This window comes from Paractinoplanes rhizophilus, assembly GCF_042664765.1.
Taxonomy (GTDB): Bacteria; Actinomycetota; Actinomycetes; order Mycobacteriales; family Micromonosporaceae; genus Actinoplanes; species Actinoplanes rhizophilus.
The window spans coordinates 65,418-86,531 of sequence record NZ_JBHTBJ010000029.1; the positions used below are offsets into that span (position 1 = coordinate 65,418).

Sequence of the window (21,114 nt, forward strand, 5' to 3'; positions counted from 1 at the left end):
ACGGTACTCCTCCTTCGCCAGAACGGGACGCGCCACGTGCCACCAGATCACCGTTTCGTGGTCAACCAACCACGAATGGGGCCTCCGAGGTGGCAAAACAGCGTGCGGAAGATCACTTCGGGCGACGCACCACCGTGAACCACCAGGCCTGCACGCCGGTCCACACCACCACGCCGGCCACGATGCCCCAGCCGAGCGCGTCCTTCCCGGTCCACGCGGTGGACAGACCGTAGACCAGCACGACGCCGAGCACGCTGTACTTCAGCACGTAGGTGAGCAGGGCCAGCGGCATGAGCAGGGCCGGCCGCACGGTGTCGGCCCACGCCACCACCAGCGTGGACATCGTGTAGCTCACCGTCACGATCAGCACGCCGAGGCCGGCCCCGAGCGCCGCGGCGGACCCGCCCGACAGGTACCCCACCGAGGCGGCGCAGAGCAGCAGGGCGAACGACACCGCGGTCAGGAACGGCAGGTGCGCGACCTTCCACCGAGGATCGGCCGGCAGCGTCTTCGCCTCTACTTCAGTCATGCCATCACTTTCTCCCGGTGGTATGCCGGAAATTGTCCCACCAGCGCGGACACCTCGGTCGCGACGTCGGCGAGGCGGGACGCCCCGGCCGGCGTGCCCGGGTCGCAGCGCACCGCGGCGCCGATCAGCGCGCCGATCCGGCGCATCTCGCCCGCGCGCATGCCCTGGGTGGTCACGCCGGGCGAGCCCACCCGGATGCCGGACGCCACCGACGGCGGCCGCGGGTCGAACGGTATCGCGTTCTTGTTCAGAGTGATCCCGGCGAGGCCGCAGCGCGCCTCGGCGTCGCACCCGCTGATGCCGAGCTCCCGCAGGTCGGCCAGCACCAGGTGGGTGTCGGTGCCGCCGGTGACCGGCCGCATCCCCTCGGCGGCCACGGCCACCGCCAGCGCCCGGGCGTTGTCGACCACCTGCCGCGCGTACGCCTGGAAGGCCGGACCGGACGCCTCGCGCAACGCCACCGCCTTGGCCGCGATCGCGTGCATCATCGGGCCGCCCTGGCTGAACGGGAAGACCGCCTTGTCGACCCGCTGGGCCAGCTCGGCCCGGCACAGGATCATGCCGCCGCGCGGCCCGCGCAGCACCTTGTGCGTGGTGCAGGTGACCACGTCGGCGTACGGCACCGGCGACGGGACGGCCCGGCCGGCCACCAGCCCGATGAAATGCGCGGCGTCGACCAGCAGGTACGCGCCGACCTCGTCGGCGATCTCGCGGAACAGCGCGAAGTCGATCCGGCGCGGGTAGGCGGTCGCGCCGCAGATGATCAGCTGGGGCCGGTGGGCCAGCGCGAGGTCGCGCACCTCGTCGTAGTCGATCTCCTCGGTGGCCGGGCTGACCCGGTAGCCGACCGGATGGAACCACTTCCCGGAGAAGTTGACCCGGCTGCCGTGCGTGAGGTGCCCGCCGTGCGGCAGCTCCATGGCCAGCACGGTGTCGCCCGGCTCGGCCAGCGCCGCGTACGCCGCCAGGTTGGCCGACGCCCCCGAGTGCGGCTGCACGTTGGCGTGCTCCGCGCCGAACAGCGCCCGGGCCCGCTCGATCGCCAGCGTCTCGGCCCGGTCGGCCTCGGCGCACCCGCTGTAGTAGCGCGCGCCCGGGTAGCCCTCGGCGTACTTGTCGTGCAGCGTGGAGCCGAGCGCCGCGAGCACGGCCGGGGAGGTGAAGTTCTCGCTCGCGATGAGCTGGAGGCCGCCGCGCCGGCGGGCCAGCTCGTCGAGGAGGACATCGGCGATCTCCGGATCCTCGCGCTCGAGACACGCGAAGTCCGGCCCCCAGAAGCTCTCCACGTGCCCTCCCCGGGTCGGCGCCGCCCAAAACCAGCATATGGCTTGAAAGCCCAGCGAAAGGGAACACTCTGCGGTTATGCGATTTCTGGTGACCGGCGCGACCGGATACATCGGCGGCCGGCTGGTGCCCCGGTTGCTGGCCGACGGGCACGAGGTGCGCTGCCTGTCGCGCAGCGCGGCCCGGCTGCGGGACGCGCCCTGGCACGGCCGGGTCGAGATCGCCGAGGGCGACCTGACCGACCCGTCGTCGCTGCGCGCCGCGCTGGACCGGATCGACGTCGCGTATTTCCTGGTGCATTCGCTGGGCCGGCCCGACTTCGAGGAGCTCGACCGGCGGGCCGCGTCGAACTTCGCCGCCGCCTGCCGCGCGGCGGGTGTGCGACGGATCGTCTATCTGGGCGGGCCCGAGCCGCCGCCGGGCGAGCGCGCCTCGGCCCACCTGCGCTCCCGCGGCGAGGTGGCGACGATCCTGCTCGGCAGCGGCGTGCCCACCGTGGTCCTGCGGGCGCCGGTGATCATCGGGTCCGGGTCGGCCTCGTTCGAGATGCTGCGCTACCTCAGCGAGCGGCTGCCGGTCATGGTCACCCCGCGCTGGGTGCGCAACCGGATCCAGCCGATCGCCGTACGCGATGTCCTGGCCTATCTGATCGCCGCCGCGACCATGCCGCTCGCCGAGAGCCGCGGCTTCGACCTCGGCGGCGCCGACGTCCTCACCTACGCCGAGATGATGCGGCGCTACGCCCGGGTGGCCGGCCTCGCCCGCCGGGTGATCCTGCCGACCCGGGTGCTCAGCCCGTGGCTCTCCGCGTTCTGGGTCGGGCTGGTCACGCCCGTGCCCAACGCGATCGCGCGGCCGCTGGTGGCCAGCCTGGTGCACGAGGCGGTGGCCCGCGAGCACGACATCCGCCGGCTGGTGCCCGGCGTCGAGCCGATGGGCTTCGACGAGGCGGTGCGCCTCGCGCTCAGCAAGGTGCGCAACGCCGACGTGGAGACCCGGTGGTCGGGCGCGGCCGGCCGGGACGCCGCCGCCGAGCCGTTGCCGAGCGACCCCGACTGGTCCGGGGGCAGCGTCTATGTCGACGAGCGCAGCCGCCCGGTGGACGCGCCGGTCGAGGCGCTGTGGCGGGTGATCGAGGGGGTCGGCGGCGACCACGGCTGGTATTCGTTCCCGCTGGCCTGGTCGGTGCGCGGCTGGCTGGACCGGCTGGCCGGCGGCGTGGGGCTGCGCCGGGGACGACGCGACCGCGACCGGCTGCGGGTGGGCGAGGCGCTGGACTGGTGGCGGGTCGAGGAGATCGTGCCGGGCTCGCTGCTGCGGCTGCGGGCCGAGATGCGGGTGCCGGGTCGCGCCTGGCTGGAGATGAGCGCGGTCCCGGACGGCGAGGGCCGCAGCGTCTACCGGCAGCGGGCGGTGTTCCTGCCGCGCGGGCTGGCCGGGCACGCGTACTGGGCTTCGGTGCTGCCGTTCCACGGCATCGTCTTCAGCGGCATGGCCCGCAACATCGCCGACCGCGCCTCGGCTACTTAGCGGCGGCCCGGCCGAGCCGGTCGCGGATGGCGAGCCAGTCCTCGGTCTCGGGCGGCTGCTGCACCAGGATCGTCTCGACGCCCGAGTCGTCCAGGCGGTGCAGGGCGGCATAGAGGTCGGCGGCGTACTCGCGCGGGTCGGCGGAGAGAACCTCGGCGTCGGGCACGTCCGCGCCCTCGTACGTGAGAACGCCGGTCTTCTCCGGGATCTCGGCCGAGCGCACGTCGGGCACCAGGTGCAGGGTGGCTCGCGGGGCGTAGTGGCGGCGGCTCATTCCCGGCGAGGGACGCGCGGCGCCGTCGGCCGTCTCGGCGTCGCGCAGGGCGATCGCGCCGGTCACCTCGCGCAGGGCGCGCAGACCGAGGGCGCCGGGACGCAGCAGCGTCGGCACGGCGGTGGTCAGGTCGAGGACCGTGGACTCGATCCCCCACGACGACGGGCCGCCGTCCAGCACCAGCGGCACGTCGGGCAGGCTGCGCAGCACGTGCTCGGCGGTGGTCGGCGAGATGCTCTCCGAGCGGTTGGCGCTGGGCGCGGCGAGCGGGAGGCCGACGGCCGCGAGCAGGCGCAGGGCGACGTCGTGGGCCGGGACGCGCACCGCGATCGTGTCGTTGGCGGCGCCGACGCCGGTCAGGTGCGGGGCGCGGCGCAGCACCAGCGTGAGCGGGCCGGGCCAGAACGCCGCGGCCAGCCGGTCGGCGACGGCGGGCCAGTCGGCGGCGAGCGCCCGGGCGGCGGGCACGCCGGCGACGTGCACGATCAGCGGGTTCCAGGACGGGCGGTTCTTGAGGCGGTAGACCTCGCCGATCGCCCGGGCCGAGAACGCGTCGGCGCCCAGGCCGTAGACCGTCTCGGTGGGGAACGCGACCACCGACTCGGCCCGGAGCAGCTCGACGGCCTCGGCGATGCCCGCGGCGTCCGGAGCGACGACGCGGCCGGTCACGAGAGCAGGAGCTTGGCGAACGGGACGGTGGTGTCCTCGATCTCGTCGCCGATGCGCTGGAACGTCTGGTCGCCGCGGCCCCACGGGTCGTCGAGGTCGTCGCCGGGCAACGGGCCCTCGGGACCGCGCAGCCGGTGGACCGCCTCGACGATGGCCCGGCCGCGGGCCCGCACCTGGTCGGGGTCGCCGGCGGCGGGTGGCAGCCGGGAGGCGTCGACGGCGCCGAGCAGCCGGCCGAACTCGCCCATCACGAAGGTGCGGTCGGCGGCGTCCGGGCGCAGGGCGACGACGTAGTCGTACTGGTCGGCGGTGGCCGTGAAGATCAGGTCGGCCTCGTCGATGAAGTCGCCGCGCAGCTTGCGGGCCTCGAAGCCGTCGGCCGACCCGCCGCGGGCGCGGACCTGGCGGGCGGCGGGCGGGTTCATCTCCTCGCCCTCGTGCCAGCCGCCGGTGCCGGCGCTGACGCTGCGGACCAGCTCGTCGCCGAGGTCGCCGACTCGATCGCGTACGGCCCGGGCGAGCAGGCGCTCGGCCATCGGGGAGCGGCAGATGTTGCCCATGCAGACGTGCAGGACGGTGAACGGCGCCACCTCAGCCCTCCGGTCCGAGGATGTCGGGCACGACGTCGCGCAGCTTTTCCAACGGGATCGCCCCGGCCCGCAGCACCCGCGGCACGTCCTCGCTGACGTCGACGATCGTGCTGGGCGCCGGATCGAGGGCGGGGCCCGCCTCGAGGTAGACCCGCACCGCGTACTCCAGCTGGTCGCGCGCCTCCTCGGCGGTGGTCGGCGCGGGCTGCCCCACCTTGTTGGCCGTGGTCACCGCCATCGGGCCGACCTCGCGCAGCACCTCGAGCGCCACCGGGTGCAACGGCATGCGGACCGCCACCTTGCCGCCGGTCTCGCCGAGATCCCACTGCAGGCTCGGCGTGTGCTCGACGTAGAGCGTCAGCGCGCCCGGCCAGAACGCGTCGGCCAGCTCGCGGGTCGCCTTGGACAGCGAATAGGTCAGCCCGTCGAGGGTGTGCCGCGAGCCGATCAGCACCGGCGGCGGCACCTGGTTGGTGGCGCCGCGGGCGTGGTGCAGCGCGGTGATGGCGTGCGGGGTGAACGCGTCCGCACCGATGCCGTACACCGTGTCGGTGGGCAGCACGGCCAGCTCACCGCTCTTGACCGCCTCGACGGCGGCGGCGATGCCGCGATCCCGGTCCGCGGTGGTACGGCAGTCGTAGAGCATCACACCGTGCAGTCTGCCATGTGTCGCGGCCCGCCGATCAGGTGCGGCGTGCCGTCGCGAACCGCGGCCGGCCGGTGAGGTCGTCGTGCGCCGTCACCTCGGTGAACCGGCCGTCCGCGCGGAGCAGCGCGGGGACCGCCGAGCCGTGCGCGTCATCGTGCTCGATCCCGAAATATCCCCCGGCGCGCAGCAGCCGCGCGGCCACGGCGATCACCGGGCGGATCACGTCGAGGCCGTCGGCGCCGCCGAACACCGCGTCGGCCGGATCGTGCTCGGCGACCTCGGGCGGAACGGCGGTGCCGTCCGGCACGTAGGGCGGGTTGCACAGCACCAGGCCGGCCCGCAGCCCGGCCAGCAGTCCCGGGTCGGTGACGTCGCCCTCGACGACCCGGACCCGGGGGAACGCGGCGGCGTTGCGGCGCAGGAACGACAACGCGACCGGGGACCGCTCCACGGCGTACACGTCAATGTCCTTGACCTCATCGGCCAGCGACAGAGCGATGGCGCCGGTCCCGCTGCAGAGATCCACCACGACGTCGCCCGCGTGCGCCCGCGCGATGCCCCAGCCGGCCAGCAGCTCGGTCTCCGGCCGGGGGACGAAGACGCCGTCGCCGACCGACAACTCCAGATGCCGGAACGCCGCCGTGCCGAGCAGGTGCTGCAACGGGATCCGGCGGGCCCGCTCGGCCACCAGCACCCGGAATCGGCGCAACTCGTCCGCGCGCATCGAGCCGGCCAGCAGCAGCCGTCCTCGCGGGATCTCCAGAACGTGCGCGGCGAGCAGTTCGGCGTCCACCCGGGGCGACGCCACGCCCGCCGCGGCCAGCTCGGCGACCGCCGTGGCCAGCGCCGGAGAAAGGGGCGCCCGCGCCACGGGTCGCCAGGGGTGTTCGTCGTCCGGGTCCACGGCATAATCATCAAACGTCACGTGCGACGCCGGCCGGCCGGGTCGGCGGATCGATGCGCGACACGCGTGGGAGGCGCCCGGTGAGTTGGTTGGACCAGCTCCCTGAACACATCGAGGAGCTGAAGCGGGCCGGGCGGCTGCAGCAGAACGGCCGATCCGCGGAGGCGCTGCCCATCCTCGACGGGGTGCTCGCGACCGCGACCGACCCGACGACCCGGGCGTACGCGCTGGTCCAGCGTTTCGGCGCGCTGATCAACCTCGGTCGCATCGCCGAGCTGTCCACCGCGATGACCGCGACCGCGAACGCCGTCCGCGAGATCCCGGATCCCTATCTGCGCGGGCAGATGCACGCCTTCGCGGCCCTCGGATCGCATCTGCAGAGCAACATCGACCGCGGCGTCACCCACCTCGTGCAGGCGTCCCGGGCGCTGGCCGCGGTGCCGGAGAACGACTACGAGACCGCGTGGGGCTGGCACGACCTCGCGATGGCGTATTCGTACCTCGGCTTCCACGGGCACGCGCTGACCTCGATCGAGCAGGCCCGGCAGGTCGGCGCCGCGGTCGGGCTGGCCCCCGAGATCTTCGCGGCCCCCGGCATCCGGCTGCGCAACGCGGTCTCCCTCGACCACCAGGGCGACACCGACGGCTGCCTGCGGGTGCTGCGCGACATCGACGCCGAGCTGACCCGCTACATCGCGATCGGCGCCGACCAGATGCGGCCCGGCAGCCGCGCCGCGTACGGCTACGCCCTGGCCCGCCGGGCCGCGCTGGGCGAGGAGACCGAGGCGAACGCGGCCGAGTGGCTGACCGGCGGCGGCGACAGCGTGCGCACCCGCGACCTGCACCACCTCGGCCACGTCTGCCTGACCATCGCGGCCGGCAAGCCGGAACAGGCATTGTCCCTGCTGGACGCGGTGCCGGTCGCCCCCGAGATCCTCGGCGCGGCCGAGCCGGCCCGGCTGCGCAGCATCTGCCACGCCGCGGCCGGCGACCACGCCGCCGCGCACACCGCCGACCGGTACGCCTTCCGCCTCGCCGCCCAGCGCATCGACCGCCTGCGCGACGGTTACCTGGACGGGGTGGCGGCCCGGCTGGACGCCCAGGAGACCCAGCGCGACGCCGACCGGTACGGCGACGAGACGCTCACCGACCCGCTGACCGGGCTGCCCAACCGCCGCCAGCTCGAACGCTACGTGCACTCGATGCTCGAGCGCGGCGAGCGGGCCGCGATCGGCGTCTGCGACCTGATCGGGTTCACCGCGGTCAACGTGCGGCACGGCCGGCACTGCGGCGACCTGGTGCTCCAGCGGATCGCCGGCGTGCTGAACAGGGTGATGCGGCGCGGCGACTTCGTGGCCCGGTTCGCCGGCGACGAGTTCGTGGTGGTGCTGCCCGGCGCCGGGCAGGCCCAGGCGGCCGAGGTGTCCCGCCGCATCACGGCCGCGACGAACGCGGAGAACTGGCAGGTTCTGGTGCCGGGCACGCCGATCGGCCTGGCGGCGGGCTGGTCCGAGGTGGGCACGAACGGGCGCACGCTCAGCGCCGCCCTCGCGGCGGCCGCCGCGAATCGCTCCCCCACGCGATGAGCACGATCGAGCTCGGTGAGATCTCCTCGGCACCCGGCACCGAGCTCGACCACCTGCCCTGGCGCCGGCTCGGGCTGGCCGCGGCGCTGCTGCTCTGCCTGATCTGCGCCGCGTCGGCCCGGCCCGCGCCGAACGCCGTCCGTCCGCTGTGGAGCGTGCCGGCCTCCGACGTCGACAGCACGACGCTCGGCCCGGAGGCGCTCTATCTGCACCACGCCGGCGAGCTCATCGCGTACGACCTGGCCACCGGCGCGGTGCGGTGGCGTGCCCCGGCCGCGGACGCGCTCGGGTACGCCCAGCTGGCCGGCCCGTTCCTGCTGCTGCCGGCCGATCCGCAGGCCAGGCGCGCGGACGGCCGGTACGCCCAGTTCGTCCGCTCGACGGTCGCGCTCTCCGCCGAGACCGGCGAGCGGCTGTGGACCGCGCCGGGCGAGCCGATGGCCATCGCCGACGGCACGGTGCTGATGGCCGACTACACCAGGACGGGCCAGTTCGCCCGGCTGCGGCTGATCCGGCTCGGCGACCGCGGCACGGTCTGGCAGCGGGACACCGCCGGGGTCGTCAGCTTCGCCTTGGCCACGGACGGCGCGCGGCCGATCCAGGTCGTCACGGTCACCGACGACGGGCTCGTCGCGGTGCTGCGCTTCGCCGACGGCGGCCTGCTCGCGAGTGCCCGCATCCCCTGGGCGCGCGGCGACCCGGAAGAGGGCCAGTTCAACGATCTTGCGGTGAGCCGCGACCATCTGGTGGTGAACCGCAACGAACAGGGCCACGCCGAGCTCAACGTGTACCGCCTCGACACGCTGGCCGCGCTGTGGCAGACCGACGGCACCGACGGGTATGCGTTCCCCTGCGGCGGCGACGGAATCTGCGTCAACAACGGGCAGGGGCTGTTCGCGTACGACGCCGACACCGGCCGCCGGCGCTGGAGCATCACCGACATCGGCACCGGCGGCAGCTGGGCCGCCACTGCCGACCGGGTGGTGGTCGACCAGCCGGGCGAGGTCGGCGAGCAATATCTGATCGATGCCGGCACCGGCGCGCGCGTCGGCGCGAACAGCCCCGGCGAAACGGTCTGGAACACCGACCCCCAAGAGGCGCTGCTCGTGCTCAAACCGACGGCAAAGCCGAGCGGGCGCACCTCGATCGCCCGGTGGGACCTGGCCACCGGGCGGCGCGACGTGCTCGGCTCGATCGACCGGATCCCGGTCAACCGCTGCCAGGCGATCGCGCACTACCTCGGCTGCTACCAGAACGACGCGTACTCGGTCACGGCGGTCGGCCGATGACGATGATCGACCTCGGCGAGGTCACCCACGAGCAGTCGGGGCCGGCCGTTCCGCTCGACCACCGGCGCCTGCTGCGGGCGCTGCTCGCGCTCCTGACGGCCGCGGGCGTGCTCGCGGTCGGCGGCTCGGCGCCCGGCGCCCGGCCCGGGCTGCGCCCGCTGTGGATCGCGCCGTTCGCCATGGAGAGGGACGCGGTCGCGCTCGACCGGGGCACCGCGTACGTCGCCCGGACCGGCGACGACATCGGCGCTAGGCCGACCGTGGCCGCCTACGACCTGGACACCGGCGCGATGCGCTGGTCCGCGCCGGTCGGAACCCGGCTCGCGGGGTACACGCCCCGGCCGGCCGGCGACATCGTGCTCGCGCCGGTCGACCCGATCACCGTCGTCCACAACGAGGAGAACGGCGACCGGTACTTCTACATCGCCATCCAGACCACGATCGCGCTGGACGCCGCCACCGGCCACGAGCTGTGGCGCGTCGACGGCGACGCCCGGCCGTCGGTGCCCACCGGGACGGCGCTGGTCGCCGACCACGACAAGCAGAACCACGTGGTCGGCCTGCGTGCGATCAGGCTCCGCGACGGCGCCGAGCTCTGGCGCCTCGCCCTGCCACCGCTGGCCGGCTGGACCCCGCTGCCCAGCTTCGACCACCCCGAGGCGATCGCCACGGTCACCGCGAACGGCACGGTCGCCGTCTACGGCTTCGCCGGCGGCGAGCTCCGCCGGACCGGCCGGCTGCCCGGGGCCGGCCCCGGCGTCGTGACCAGCATCGAGCCCGCCGGCCCCAACTTCGCGGTGAGCCGCGACGTGGCCGAGGGCGGCGCCACGACGACCGTCTACGACTCCGGCACGTTCGAGGCGCTCTGGCTCGCCGACTACGTGGCTGCCTGCGGCGCCCTGACCTGCTCGAGCTCCTCCGACGGGCTCTCCGCGCGCGACCCGTCCACCGGCCGGGTGGTCTGGAACCTGCCGGCCATCCACGACGGCTGGCAGGTCGGCGCCGATCGCATGCTGGTCGGCGCCGATCGCACCAACAACCGGCTCCGGCTGGTCGACAGCCGCACCGGCAAGCTGCTCGGCCGGCCGATCACCGGCCTCGCGGCGGCCGTGTCGGGCGAGGCGGGCAGCGTGCTGGTCACCCGGCCGAGCCGCGACCCGCTCGGCCAGCTCGTGGTCACCCGGGTCGACCTCGCCGACGGCCGGCAGACGCCGCTGGGGCGGTTCGGGCCGAGCGGCGACCAGGCCGTCTGCCTCAGCTCACCGGGATACCTGGCCTGCCCGCGCTACGACGGGCTGCACGTCATGGGCGTCGGGTGATCTCGGTTTCGCCCGACAGGCGGGCCTGCCGGTCGGCCTCGGCCAGCGCGTCCAGCACCCCGTCCAGCTCGCCACCGAGCACCAGATCGAGGTTGTACGCGGTGTAGCCGATCCGGTGGTCGGTGATCCGGTTCTGCGGGAAGTTGTACGTGCGGATCCGCTCCGAGCGGTCCACCGTGCGCACCTGCGCCTTGCGGGAGTCGGCCGCCGCGGCGTCCGCCTCCTCCTGCGCGATCGCCAGCAGCCGGGACCGCAGGATGCGCAGCGCCGACTCCTTGTTCTGCAGCTGGCTCTTCTCGTTCTGGCAGCTCACCACGGTGCCGGTCGGGATGTGCGTGATCCGCACCGCCGAGTCGGTGGTGTTCACCGACTGGCCGCCCGGGCCGGACGAGCGGAACACGTCGATCCGCAGGTCGTTCGGGTCGATCTGCACGTCGACCTCCTCGGCCTCGGCCAGCACCAGCACGCCGGCCGCCGAGGTGTGGATGCGGCCCTGCGATTCGGTCACCGGCACCCGCTGCACCCGGTGGACGCCGCCCTCCCACTTCAGCCGCGACCAGACGCCGTGGCCGCCCTCGGGCACGCCCTTGGTCTTGACCGCGACCGAGATGTCCTTGACGCCGCCCAGGTCCGACTCCTGGGAGTCGATCACCTCGACGGTCCAGCCGCGGCGCTCCGCGTACCGGGTGTACATGCGCAGCAGATCGCCGGCGAACAGGGCCGACTCCTGGCCGCCCTCGCCCGCCTTGATCTCGACGATCACGTCCTTGGCGTCGTTCGGGTCGCGCGGGATCAGCATCTCGCCGAGCTTCTCCTCCAGCGGCGCGAGCGTGGCGGCGACCGCCTCCAGCTCGGTGCCGAACGCCGGGTCCTCGGCCGCCAGCTCCTTGGCGGCGGCCAGGTCGGCGCGGGCGGCCTCGAGCTCGGCGTGGGCCGCGTAGATCGGGGCCAGCTCGGCGAAGCGACGGCCGACCCGGCGCACGAGAGCCTGGTCGGCGTGGATGGAGGGGTCCTCCATACGCTTCTCCAGTTCCGCGTACTCCTCGAGAAGCGTGGTCAACCTGTCGTTACTCACAGTATTTTCTCCCCACGCGAACGGCGCCCGCCCCCCTGTGTCCAGGGATGGCGGGCGCCGTCGAAGCAGTTACTTCTTCTTGGCCGCGTTCACCTTCGCGTACTTGGCCTGGAACTTCGCAACCCGGCCGGCGGTGTCCAGAACGCGCTGCTTGCCGGTGTAGAACGGGTGGCAGGCGCTGCAGGTCTCGACGCGGATCTCGCCGCTCTTGGCGGTGCTGCGGGTGGTGAAGGTGCTGCCGCAGGAGCAGATGACCTCGGTGGTCTTGTACTCCGGGTGGATGCCGCTCTTCATGGTTCTCGGTCCCTCTCGATGACTTGGTCGCCGGGTCGCTGTCAGCACCGCGCCGCCCCGCCAGGACGGTGGGCTCGGGCGTGAACCGGAACCTTTTACTGGCCGATGGACCAGTCTGCCATGCCGCCGTGCGTGCCGCGAAATCGGCGCCGCTTTCCTGGTGTGCAGTCGATAACGTGAGGGCCCTACGGCCTGTTCCCGCTTCGGATATTACTCGACAAACGGATACAAATGACCAGACTGCTGATCACTCGCGGGCTGCCGGCGTCCGGCAAGACGACGTTCGCGCGGAAGCTGCAACCCCGGGTGGTCCGGGTCAACCGCGACGACCTGCGGCGCATGCTGCACGGCGAGCGGCTCTACACGCAGTGGTCCGAGTCGCAGGTGACCCACGCGCAGCGGGCCGCGGTCGAGGCGCTGCTGCGGGCGCACGCCGACGTAATCGTCGACGACACCAACCTGCGCACCAAGACCGTGCGGGAGTGGGCCGAACTGGCCGCCCGGCTCGGCGCGAGCTTCGAGGTGCACGACTTCACCGACGTGCCGCTCGAGGAGTGCATCCGGCGCGACGTGTCGCGTCCGGCCGACGACCGGGTGGGCGAGGAGGCGATCCGGCGGATGCACGCGCGTTACCTGGCGGGCCGCAACCTGCCACTGCCCGTACCACACATTCCGGATGTTTCGCCTTTATCCTACGAACCGGACCCCGACCTACCGCCCGCGATGCTGGTCGACATCGACGGGACCGTGGCGCTGATGGGCGAGCGCAGCCCGTACGACTGGCATCGGGTCGGCGAGGACCTGCCCAACCCGGCGGTGATCACGGCGGTGCGCGCGATGCACGACGCCGGCAACGCGATCATTTTCTGCTCCGGGCGGGACGAGGTCGCCCGGGCCGAGACCGAGGCGTGGCTCGATTTGTTCGTCGGCGTCCCGTACGAGGCGCTGTTCATGCGCCCGGAGGGCGACGGCCGCAAGGACGCCGTGGTCAAGCGCGAGATCTTCGATCGGGAAATCCGGGACGCCTGGCGGATCATCGGGGTTTTCGACGACCGTCAACAAGTGGTACGCATGTGGCGAGCGCTCGGCCTCACCGTTTTCCAGGTCGCGGAGGGAGACTTCTGACGTTGAAGTACCCGCGCACTTTCCACCTCCCGGACTCACCCGGCGCGTCGGCCGACGATAAGGTGCAGCATGATCTGTCCTGGTTGGATGGTGAGCTGGTGGTGACCGAGAAGCTCGACGGCGGCAACCTGACGTTCACCCGCGACATGATGTTCGGCCGGTCGGTCGACTCGGGCACCCAGCCATGGGACAGGCCGGCCAAGGCGCTGTGGGCGATGACGGCATACCGGATCCCCGACGACTGGCGGGTGTGCGGCGAGTCGATGTGGGCCCGGCGCAGCATCGCGTACTCCGACCTGCCGGGCGTCTTCATCGTCTTCGGCATCTGGGACGAGACCGACACGCTGCTGGGGTGGGACGACACGGTCGATTGGGCGCGGCGCCTCGAGCTGCCGGTGGTGCCGGTGCTCTATCGCGGCGGCAGTCTCTCCGAGGCGCGCGCCGCCTGGGCGGCGCAGCGCACGCCGGCGGATTCCGAGGGCTTCGTGGTGCGTGCGGCCGGGCGGATTCCCGCGGCCGAGTTCTCCCGCAAGGTCCTCAAATGGGTACGCGCGGAGCACGTGCGCACCGATGACGCGTGGCGGCACCGCGACGACTTCCCCGTGAACGAGTTCGCCTGATGCCGGCCCGCGCCCGCTACGGGGTCGACGCCCCGCCGGTTCTCGTCGGCCTCGCGTCGGCCGCCGTCTTCCTGATCGCCGCCACCGTCGTCACCGCGGTGCTGGCCGGCTGGGTGGCGATCCTGCCCGGCCTGCTCGCCCTGTATTTCGTGGCGAGCGCGTCGCTCTACCTGCACACCACCAAGCGCGGGAAGTTCGCGGTCTGGCGCGAGATCCTCGACGGCCTGGCCCTGCGCGGCGACGAGCGGGCCCTCGACCTGGGCTGCGGCCGCGGCGCCGTGCTGATCGCCGTGGCCCGCCGCCTCCCCGCCGGGCAGGCCACCGGCGTCGACCTGTGGCGCTCGGTCGACCAGTCCGGCAACTCCCCCGCCGTCACCGAGGCGAACGCCACCGCCGAGGGGGTGCGGGTCTCCCTCGACACCGCCGACATGACGGCGCTGCCGTACCCCGACGAGTCCTTCGACCTGGTCGTCAGCAGCATGGCGATCCACAACATCCACCCGGCGGCGGGCCGCCTCACCGCGGTCGACGAGGCGCTGCGCGTGCTGCGGCCGGGCGGGCGGCTGGTGATCGCCGACATCAGCGCGACGAAGGCGTACGCGTCTCATCTCGATGCTCTTGGATTGTCGGCGACCACCCGCCCGTTGGGCTGGCGCATGTGGTGGGGCGGTCCGTGGCTGCCCACCGCCCTGGTGACCGTGGTCAAGCCGTAGCGGCCACCTCGGCCTCGCTGCGCAGGATGCAGAACTCGTTGCCCTCGGGGTCGGCGAGCACCACCCAGCCGCTTCCGTCCGGGCGCCGCAGGTCGTCGATCGGCTTGGCGCCGTGGTCGACCAGCCGGGCCAGCTCCTCGTCCCGGGTGCCCGCGGCCGGCCGCAGGTCGAAATGCAGCCGGTTCTTTCCCTGCTTGACGTCGGGCACCTCGATGAACAGCACCTTGTGCGCCCGATCCCGGGACATGATCATGCACTCCTCGTGCCCGGGCAGGTTGGGATCGTCGGGCAGCTCGACGTAGTCGAGCACACCCTGCCACCACTTGGAGAGCGCGTAGGCGTCGGCACAGTCCACCGTGGTGTGCGAGATGTAGGAAGTCATTCGCGCATGCTCCCACGCAGGGGCGTGCTCGTTCCGCTTGCGCCACCCGGCTTTCTCGCGGCCTTTCATCCGTACGGCGCGCTCATCGCCCCTCGCGCTCATCGGTCACCGCGGCTCGGCCTCGTCGCAGTCACCGCACTCGACCGCCTGCCGCGCCCGCCGCAATCGCCGCATCGCCGCAACCGTGCGTGATTTTCCGCCGCGGAGGCGCGCCGCGAGCTGCGCTCGGCCCCCGGCCCGCCCCGGCGACCCGTCATCGCGAGACCTTGATAACTTCCGGTGCAGCGCGCGCAGGAACTCACCACCCCTTGCCCAAGCCCAACCACAGCGTCCCACCTAACTGGAAACACGTACCACATCGCGGAATGCCGGGCACTCACCGGGCCCTCGAGCTCAGACCGGAAGCGAACGGCCGGGCTCAGTGGGGGAACGGACAGTTCGAGCCGGTGCGCGCGATGGCGGCCGCCTCGTCGTCGAGGTAGAAGGCCGGCCTGAGGTCGAGCTCCTCGTAGTAACGATGGAAGACCGGGGTCAGCGAGCCGGACATCGGCGGGACGATCCAGGTCCAGTCGGCGGGGGCGGGGCGGCCGGCCTTCTCCTCGTTGCGCAGGTGGGCGAGGAAGCGGGCCGACTCGGTGTGGTGGTCGCTGATCTTCACGCCGGCCCGCTCGAAGCTCCACAGGACGGCGCGGTTCAGCTCGAGCAGGGCCCGGTCGCGCCACAGCGTCGACTCCCGGCTGCTGTCCAGGCCCATGCGGGCGGCCACCGCGGGCAGCATGTCGTAGCGGTCGGCGTCGGCGAAGTTGCGAGCGCCGATCTCGGTGCCCATGTACCAGCCGTTGAACGGCGCCAGCGGATAGTGCACGCCGCCGATCGTCAGGCGCATGTTGGCGATGGCGGGCACCGCGTGCCAGCGCAGCCCCAGCTCGGCGAACCAGGCGTACTCGGGATGGCTGATCGGGACCTCGCGGGTGGCCCGCTCGGGCAGCTCATAGAGCCGTACGCCCTCGGCCGGTGTCTCGATCGCCAGCGGGAGCACGTCGAACTGCTCGCCCTTGCCCCGCCACCCGAAGCCGCGCATCGCCGCGGTGAAGTCGACCTGCCGGGCGTCGCCGACCGTGCGGCCCTGCTCGTCGCGATAGCCGGCGTACCGGATGAGCTGCTCGTTCCACACCCGGGCGAAGGGGCGGCCGGGCTGCGCGGCCGCGAAGATGCTGATCACCGGGCGGATCTGGCCGTCGCCGGCGGTCCGCAGGTGGTGGACGAGCAGCGAGAAGATCTCGTCGGCGGTGCGCGCCCGCCGGCGGTCGAGGACGAGCAGGCTCTTCCAGTAGAGGCGGCCGATGCAGCGGGAGGCGTTGCGCCAGGCCATCTTGGCGCCGTGGGTGAGCTCCTCGGTGGTGTGCGCGTAGGTGCCGGTCGCGGCGATCTGCGCCCGGACGATGGCCAGCCGGGGCTCGGCCGGGCCCAGCCGGGGGTTCTCGACGTAGCACCGCCGCAGGAAGTCCTCGGCCTCGGCGGGGTCGACCGGCGCGACCGGATCCCATTTCTCGGTCGGATTGTCCCGATACCCGGGCACGGTCATGAAGGCGCCTCCACGGTGAGAGCGACGTGTCCTCGCAACCTGCCCGACGGGAAGGCACGTCGATCACACACCGTGTGCGACAAAAAGGACGCGGCCCCACCCGAAGGCGGGACCGCGTCCAGTGACAGCCGGGATTACTCGCCCGGGGTCGACTTCGCGATCTGCATCAGGAACTCGACGTTCGTGCGGGTCTGCTTGAGCCGGTCGAGCAGCAGGTCGAGCGCGGCGCCCGAGTCCAGCGAGTGCAGCACCTTGCGGAGCTTGTGGATGATCGCCAGCTCTTCCTTGCCGAGCAGGATCTCTTCCTTGCGCGTGCCGGACGGGTCGATGTCGATCGCCGGGAAGACGCGCTTGTCGGCGATCTTGCGGTCGAGCTTGAGCTCGGCGTTGCCCGTGCCCTTGAACTCCTCGAAGATGACCGTGTCCATCATCGAGCCGGTCTCGACCAGCGCGGTCGCGAGAATGGTGAGCGAGCCACCGTTCTCGATGTTGCGCGCCGCGCCCAGGAACCGCTTGGGCGGGTACAACGCGGTCGAGTCGATACCACCCGACATGATCCGGCCGGAGGCCGGTGCGGCCAGGTTGTACGACCGGCCGAGGCGGGTCACCGAGTCGAGCAGCACGACCACGTCGTGGCCCAGCTCGACCAGCCGCTTGGCCCGCTCGATGGCGAGCTCGGCGACCGTGGTGTGGTCCTGCGGCGGGCGGTCGAACGTGGCCGCGATGACCTCGCCCTTGACCGAGCGCTGCATGTCGGTGACCTCTTCGGGCCGCTCGTCGACCAGCACGACCATCAGGTGGCACTCGGGGTTGTTGTGGGTGATCGCGTTGGCGATCGCCTGCAGCACCATCGTCTTGCCGGCCTTCGGCGGCGAGACGATCAGCGCGCGCTGGCCCTTGCCGATCGGCATGACCAGGTCGATGACCCGGGTGGTGAGGATGTGCGGCTCGGTCTCCAGCCGCAGGCGCTCCTGCGGGTAGAGCGGGGTGAGCTTGTAGAACTCGGGGCGGCGCCGGGCCTCCTCGGGCTCCATCCCGTTGATGGTGTCGAGCCGGACCAGCGGGTTGTACTTGTCCCGCCGGTTGTCGCCGCCACCGTCGCGCGGGGTCGCCCGCACCGCGCCGGTCACCGCGTCGCCGCGGCGCAGGCCGTACTTCTTGACCTGGGACATCGAGACGTAGACGTCGTTCGGCCCGGAGAGATAGCCGGTCGTGCGCACGAACGCGTAGTTGTCCAGCACGTCGAGGATGCCGGCCACCGGGACCAGCACGTCGTCCTCGCTCACGTGCGGCTCGCGGCCACCGTCGCGCTGGCCGTCACGCTGGTCGCCGTCGCGGTCGCGGCCGCGCCGGCGATCCCGGAAGCGGCTGCGGCGGCTGCGCCGGCCGCCCTCGCCCGAGTCGTTGTCGTCGTCATCGTGACCTTGATCACCGCTGTTGCGCGGACCACGGTCGTCCCGCTGGTTGCGGTCGTCGCGCGGGCCGCGGTCGTCGCGGGGCCCACGGTCGTCCCGCTGGTTACGGTCGTCCCGCTGGCCGCGGTCGTCGCGGTTGTTGCGCTGGCGGTCGCCGCGGTCCCGGTTGCGCTCGCCGCGCTCGGGGCGGTCGGTGCGCTCGCCACGGTCGGTGCGCTCGGCCGTCTCGGGCTGCGCGGCCGGCGCCGTCACCTGCGTCTGCTCGGCGACGACGGGCGCCTGCTCGCGCTCGGGCGCGGGCTCGCGCCGGACACGCTCACGGCGGGACCGGCTGCCACCTTCGGCGGCCGGAGTGGCCTCCGGCTGCTGGGTGGCCGGCCCGGTCTGCGGGGCCTCGGCCGCGACGGCGGGGGCCTCGACCGGCGCCACCTTCGACTCGGTGGCTTTTACCTCACTGGTGCGCGGGCGCGGCGCGGACTCGGCGGCGGCAGCGCCGCCGCTCGGCCGCTCGGAGCCCTGCTGCCGCTCGGAGATGGCGGTGATCAGCTCACCCTTGCGCATCCGGGCCGTGCCCGAGATGCCCAGGGAAGCGGCGAGGCTCTGCAGCTCGGGCAGCAGCATCGCAGACAGCCCGGTGCCGCCTCGGCGGCGCTTCGTGGCGGTCGCGGTGGTGCCGGCGCCGTCAGCGACGTCAGAAACACCCGACGTCACGTCGGTGGTGTCGCTCAATGGATTCCTTCCGTCGGAAAAAGCCCGAGACGCCCGATCTGCAGCCTGGTGGCCGGGTGGCTCGGAACCCGCCTCGCCGAGGCGACGCGGGAGTTTGTGCAGCACGGCAGCTCGACGGTGTCCCTGCCCGTCCTACGTTGACGAGTAGGTCTCGGCGAGTGCAGCGATGTGGGAGATCTGCTGCTCGGCGTGTGCCTTGCTGAGAATGAGACGGCCTGAGCGGCCAGAAAATCTCTGGGGGTGCGCGCCGAACCGCAGTGATCGCTTGCTTCGCGGCTGTGCTTGGTCTCGAGCGTAGTCAACTCGCACGACCTGCGGCAACAGGGCCCCGCTAGGCGAGTTCCACCATACTCCCTTTGACAAGAGCACCGTGCGCATCCACGCCCAACGTCTGCACGCGCCATTCTGTTCCCGGGTGGAAGTCGGCCGGGACCTCGGACAACGCCAGAACCGCCGGACCGGCGCCACTGACCACGGCGGCCACGCCGACCGACCGCAGCGACGCCACGAGCGAGGCGGTGCCGGGCATCGCCTCGCCGCGGTACCCCTGGTGCAGCCGATCCTCGGTGGCCGCGAAGAGCAGGCGCGGATCGCTGGTGATCGCATGGGTCAACAAGGCCGCCCTCCCGGCGTTGAAGGACGCGTCCGCGTGCGGCACGTTCGGGGGCAGCGCGGCGCGAGCCGACGCGGTATACCCACGCTCCGCGGGCACGAAAACCTTCGGACGTACGCCTTCGTGCGCACCCAACCGCACGGCGCGCGCACCCAAGCCCTCGGTCCAGGCGATCGTGAACCCGCCGAGCAGGCACGGCGCGACGTTGTCGGGATGCCCCTCGAGCCGTGCCGCGATCCGCAGCGCGTCGTCGTCGCCGATCAGATTCATCCCGTCCTTCACCAGCCCGCGCGCCAGCTGCACGCCGCCGACGATGGCCGCCGACGAGGAGCCGAGGCCGCGTGCCTGCGGGATGCGGTTCACGCAGCGCACGGCCAGCCCGCGGGGTCGCTCGCCCATCTCGTCGAAGGTCGCCAGCATCGCGCGGACCACCAGGTGCTCCTCGTCGCCGGGCAGCTCGCCGGCGCCCTTGCCCTCGACGGTCACCGTGAAGCCGCCGTCGGTGACGCGGGCGTCGAGGTCGTCGTACCGGGTCAGCGCGAGACCGAGGGAGTCGAAGCCGGGACCGAGGTTGGCGCTGGTGGCCGGCGTGCGCACGGTGACCGGGTCGGTCGCGAAGGTCAGGCCCATCGGCACATGCTAAGCGGTCATGATTCACCGGAGACAGCGACGGTTGACGGCTCCTCGGTCAAGGTCAGCTTGCGGGTGGCGATCCGCCAGCCGATCGCGTAGGTCAGGGTGAGCGCGCCGCAGCCGGCCAGGATCCACCGCTCGTCCACCCGGTCGACGACCGAGGTGGCGATCAGCTGGCTCACCGTGATGGCCAGCGTCGCCAGCATCAGATCGGTGGCGAAGACCCGGCCGCGCAGCTGGTCGGGCACCTCGCCCTGCAGCGCGTAGTTCGACAGCGTCCAGTTGGCGCCGCCGGCGCAATGCGCCACGAAGACCAGGACCAGCACCAGCAGAAACCACGGGGTCACCGACACCGTGAGATATCCCGCGCCGTAGAGCGCCATCGACAGCGCCAGGCCGCGCAGCAGCCAGCCTCGCCGATGCAGCACCGGGGTCAGCGCGAGCGGGCCGACCAGCGCGCCGACGCCGCGCACCGCGAAGAGCAGGCCGGCCCCGAGCGTGCCGACGCCGTGCAGCGTGGCGATCAGCGGAAAGACGGTCAGCACCCCGTTGCCGAGGCCGGCCGCCGACTTGACGGTGACCAGCGCGCGGATGCGCGGCCGGGCCCCGATGTAGCGCAGCGCCTCGAGCAGCGCGTGCCAGGTCGGTGGTGACTGGCCGGCGGCACGGGCCGCCTGCAGCGGACGGCGCACCGAGAAGTTCAGCACGGCGGCGGCGAGCAGCAGGCCGGCGGTGACCGCGAAGCTCCAGTACGCCCCGGCGGCCGCGCCGACCACGCCGCCGAGCGACGCGCCCACGATCGTCATCGTGCCCCACGCCGAGCCGGAGATCGCGTTCGCGGCGGGCAGGTCGACGGGGTCGACGACGTTGGGCAGGGCGGCCGAGGCGGCCGGCGTGTAGAACGCCTTGGCCACCGACATGGCGCCGATCGCGACCAGGGCCAGCGGGGCGGTCGCCGCCGAGCGGACGGCGAACAGCAACAGCGCCGCCAGGAACGCGCAGACGTTGGCGATCACCAGGATCTTGCGGCGGTCGAACCGGTCGGCGATCGTGCCGGTGAACGGCAGCAGCAGCGCGTTGATCCCGGTGTCGGCGGCCAGCACCAGGCCGCCCCAGGCGCCGCTGCCGGTGAGCTCGGGCAGCAGCACCAGCAATGGCACGATGACGAACCAGTCGGCCCCGAAGACCACGAGCTCGGCGCCGAGCAGGCGGCGGAAGTCCCGATTGCGCGCGACGACCGAGAAGATTGCTGGCACGTAAGGAACTTAACGCGCGTGCCGGGGCCGGCCCGTCCGGGCCGGCCCCGG

20 protein-coding genes are annotated in these 21,114 nt (G+C 72.7%); 7 read left to right on the forward strand and 13 right to left on the reverse strand.

The window, feature by feature from the left end:
• Positions 1-112: 112 nt before the first annotated feature.
• Entirely contained in the window at positions 113-529 is a 417-nt protein-coding gene (locus ACFQS1_RS29530; RefSeq protein ID WP_378974664.1) for a hypothetical protein, read from the reverse strand.
• Complete coding sequence (locus ACFQS1_RS29535; RefSeq protein ID WP_378974666.1) at positions 526-1,815, reverse strand: serine hydroxymethyltransferase; 1,290 nt, start codon at positions 1,813-1,815, stop codon at positions 526-528. The genes ACFQS1_RS29530 and ACFQS1_RS29535 overlap by 4 nt, the downstream gene beginning before the upstream one ends.
• 76 nt (positions 1,816-1,891) lie before the next feature.
• Between ACFQS1_RS29535 and ACFQS1_RS29540 the strand changes: the two genes are divergently transcribed.
• A complete protein-coding gene (locus tag ACFQS1_RS29540) occupies positions 1,892-3,343 on the forward strand; it encodes an SDR family oxidoreductase (protein WP_378974668.1) in 1,452 nt (483 codons plus the stop codon).
• Here ACFQS1_RS29540 and ACFQS1_RS29545 read toward each other — a convergent pair.
• Genes ACFQS1_RS29545 through prmC form a run of 4 tightly spaced genes read right to left on the reverse strand, consistent with a single transcriptional unit; the run spans position 3,336 to position 6,429 of the window.
• On the reverse strand, positions 3,336-4,286 hold the full coding sequence (locus ACFQS1_RS29545) for an L-threonylcarbamoyladenylate synthase (RefSeq protein WP_378974670.1): 951 nt from the start codon (positions 4,284-4,286) through the stop codon (positions 3,336-3,338). The genes ACFQS1_RS29540 and ACFQS1_RS29545 overlap by 8 nt on opposite strands.
• Complete coding sequence (locus tag ACFQS1_RS29550; protein ID WP_378974672.1) at positions 4,283-4,876, reverse strand: arsenate reductase/protein-tyrosine-phosphatase family protein; 594 nt, start codon at positions 4,874-4,876, stop codon at positions 4,283-4,285. The genes ACFQS1_RS29545 and ACFQS1_RS29550 overlap by 4 nt, the downstream gene beginning before the upstream one ends.
• A gap of 1 nt (position 4,877) precedes the next feature.
• Positions 4,878-5,522 carry an L-threonylcarbamoyladenylate synthase gene (locus ACFQS1_RS29555; protein ID WP_378974751.1) on the reverse strand — a complete coding sequence of 215 codons (645 nt, stop codon included), beginning with the start codon at positions 5,520-5,522 and terminating at the stop codon, positions 4,878-4,880.
• A gap of 37 nt (positions 5,523-5,559) precedes the next feature.
• Positions 5,560-6,429 (reverse strand): peptide chain release factor N(5)-glutamine methyltransferase, encoded by an 870-nt coding sequence (prmC, locus tag ACFQS1_RS29560; RefSeq protein WP_378974674.1) that lies wholly within the window; start codon positions 6,427-6,429, stop codon positions 5,560-5,562.
• Positions 6,430-6,509: 80 nt separating this feature from the next.
• On the opposite strand from prmC, the gene ACFQS1_RS29565 reads away from it, so the two are divergent.
• From ACFQS1_RS29565 to ACFQS1_RS29575, 3 genes are read left to right on the forward strand one after another with little or no spacing between them, the layout of a single operon-like run.
• Positions 6,510-8,015 (forward strand): GGDEF domain-containing protein, encoded by a 1,506-nt coding sequence (locus ACFQS1_RS29565; protein WP_378974676.1) that lies wholly within the window; start codon positions 6,510-6,512, stop codon positions 8,013-8,015.
• Positions 8,012-9,304, forward strand: coding sequence for an outer membrane protein assembly factor BamB family protein (locus ACFQS1_RS29570; RefSeq protein ID WP_378974678.1), 1,293 nt, complete (start codon positions 8,012-8,014; stop codon positions 9,302-9,304). Before ACFQS1_RS29565 ends, ACFQS1_RS29570 begins: the two co-directional genes overlap by 4 nt.
• Positions 9,301-10,623, forward strand: a complete 1,323-nt coding sequence (locus ACFQS1_RS29575) for an outer membrane protein assembly factor BamB family protein (protein WP_378974680.1) — start codon at positions 9,301-9,303, stop codon at positions 10,621-10,623. Before ACFQS1_RS29570 ends, ACFQS1_RS29575 begins: the two co-directional genes overlap by 4 nt.
• Here ACFQS1_RS29575 and prfA read toward each other — a convergent pair.
• Positions 10,607-11,698 carry a peptide chain release factor 1 gene (gene prfA / locus ACFQS1_RS29580; protein WP_378974683.1) on the reverse strand — a complete coding sequence of 364 codons (1,092 nt, stop codon included), beginning with the start codon at positions 11,696-11,698 and terminating at the stop codon, positions 10,607-10,609. The genes ACFQS1_RS29575 and prfA overlap by 17 nt on opposite strands.
• Positions 11,699-11,767: 69 nt before the next feature.
• Positions 11,768-11,992 carry a 50S ribosomal protein L31 gene (gene rpmE / locus ACFQS1_RS29585; RefSeq protein WP_378974685.1) on the reverse strand — a complete coding sequence of 75 codons (225 nt, stop codon included), beginning with the start codon at positions 11,990-11,992 and terminating at the stop codon, positions 11,768-11,770.
• Positions 11,993-12,223: 231 nt separating this feature from the next.
• On the opposite strand from rpmE, the gene ACFQS1_RS29590 reads away from it, so the two are divergent.
• The 3 genes from ACFQS1_RS29590 (at position 12,224) to ACFQS1_RS29600 (ending at position 14,450) form a co-directional block, all read left to right on the forward strand.
• On the forward strand, positions 12,224-13,117 hold the full coding sequence (locus ACFQS1_RS29590; RefSeq protein WP_378974688.1) for a phosphatase domain-containing protein: 894 nt from the start codon (positions 12,224-12,226) through the stop codon (positions 13,115-13,117).
• Positions 13,118-13,215: 98 nt separating this feature from the next.
• Complete coding sequence (locus tag ACFQS1_RS29595) at positions 13,216-13,737, forward strand: RNA ligase family protein (protein ID WP_378974691.1); 522 nt, start codon at positions 13,216-13,218, stop codon at positions 13,735-13,737.
• On the forward strand, positions 13,737-14,450 hold the full coding sequence (locus tag ACFQS1_RS29600; protein ID WP_378974693.1) for a class I SAM-dependent methyltransferase: 714 nt from the start codon (positions 13,737-13,739) through the stop codon (positions 14,448-14,450). The genes ACFQS1_RS29595 and ACFQS1_RS29600 overlap by 1 nt, the downstream gene beginning before the upstream one ends.
• Here ACFQS1_RS29600 and ACFQS1_RS29605 read toward each other — a convergent pair.
• From ACFQS1_RS29605 to ACFQS1_RS29625, 5 genes are all read right to left on the reverse strand, one after another.
• Positions 14,440-14,832, reverse strand: a complete 393-nt coding sequence (locus ACFQS1_RS29605; RefSeq protein ID WP_378974696.1) for a VOC family protein — start codon at positions 14,830-14,832, stop codon at positions 14,440-14,442. The two genes, ACFQS1_RS29600 and ACFQS1_RS29605, sit on opposite strands and share 11 nt — an antisense overlap.
• A gap of 418 nt (positions 14,833-15,250) precedes the next feature.
• Positions 15,251-16,417, reverse strand: a complete 1,167-nt coding sequence (locus tag ACFQS1_RS29610; protein ID WP_378974699.1) for a nitric oxide synthase oxygenase — start codon at positions 16,415-16,417, stop codon at positions 15,251-15,253.
• A gap of 134 nt (positions 16,418-16,551) precedes the next feature.
• Positions 16,552-18,561 carry a transcription termination factor Rho gene (gene rho / locus ACFQS1_RS29615; RefSeq protein ID WP_378974701.1) on the reverse strand — a complete coding sequence of 670 codons (2,010 nt, stop codon included), beginning with the start codon at positions 18,559-18,561 and terminating at the stop codon, positions 16,552-16,554.
• Between the two features lie 331 nt (positions 18,562-18,892).
• Positions 18,893-19,804, reverse strand: a complete 912-nt coding sequence (gene thrB / locus ACFQS1_RS29620) for a homoserine kinase (protein ID WP_378974704.1) — start codon at positions 19,802-19,804, stop codon at positions 18,893-18,895.
• Between the two features lie 17 nt (positions 19,805-19,821).
• Positions 19,822-21,063, reverse strand: coding sequence for an MFS transporter (locus ACFQS1_RS29625; protein ID WP_378974706.1), 1,242 nt, complete (start codon positions 21,061-21,063; stop codon positions 19,822-19,824).
• Positions 21,064-21,114: the final 51 nt, after the last annotated feature.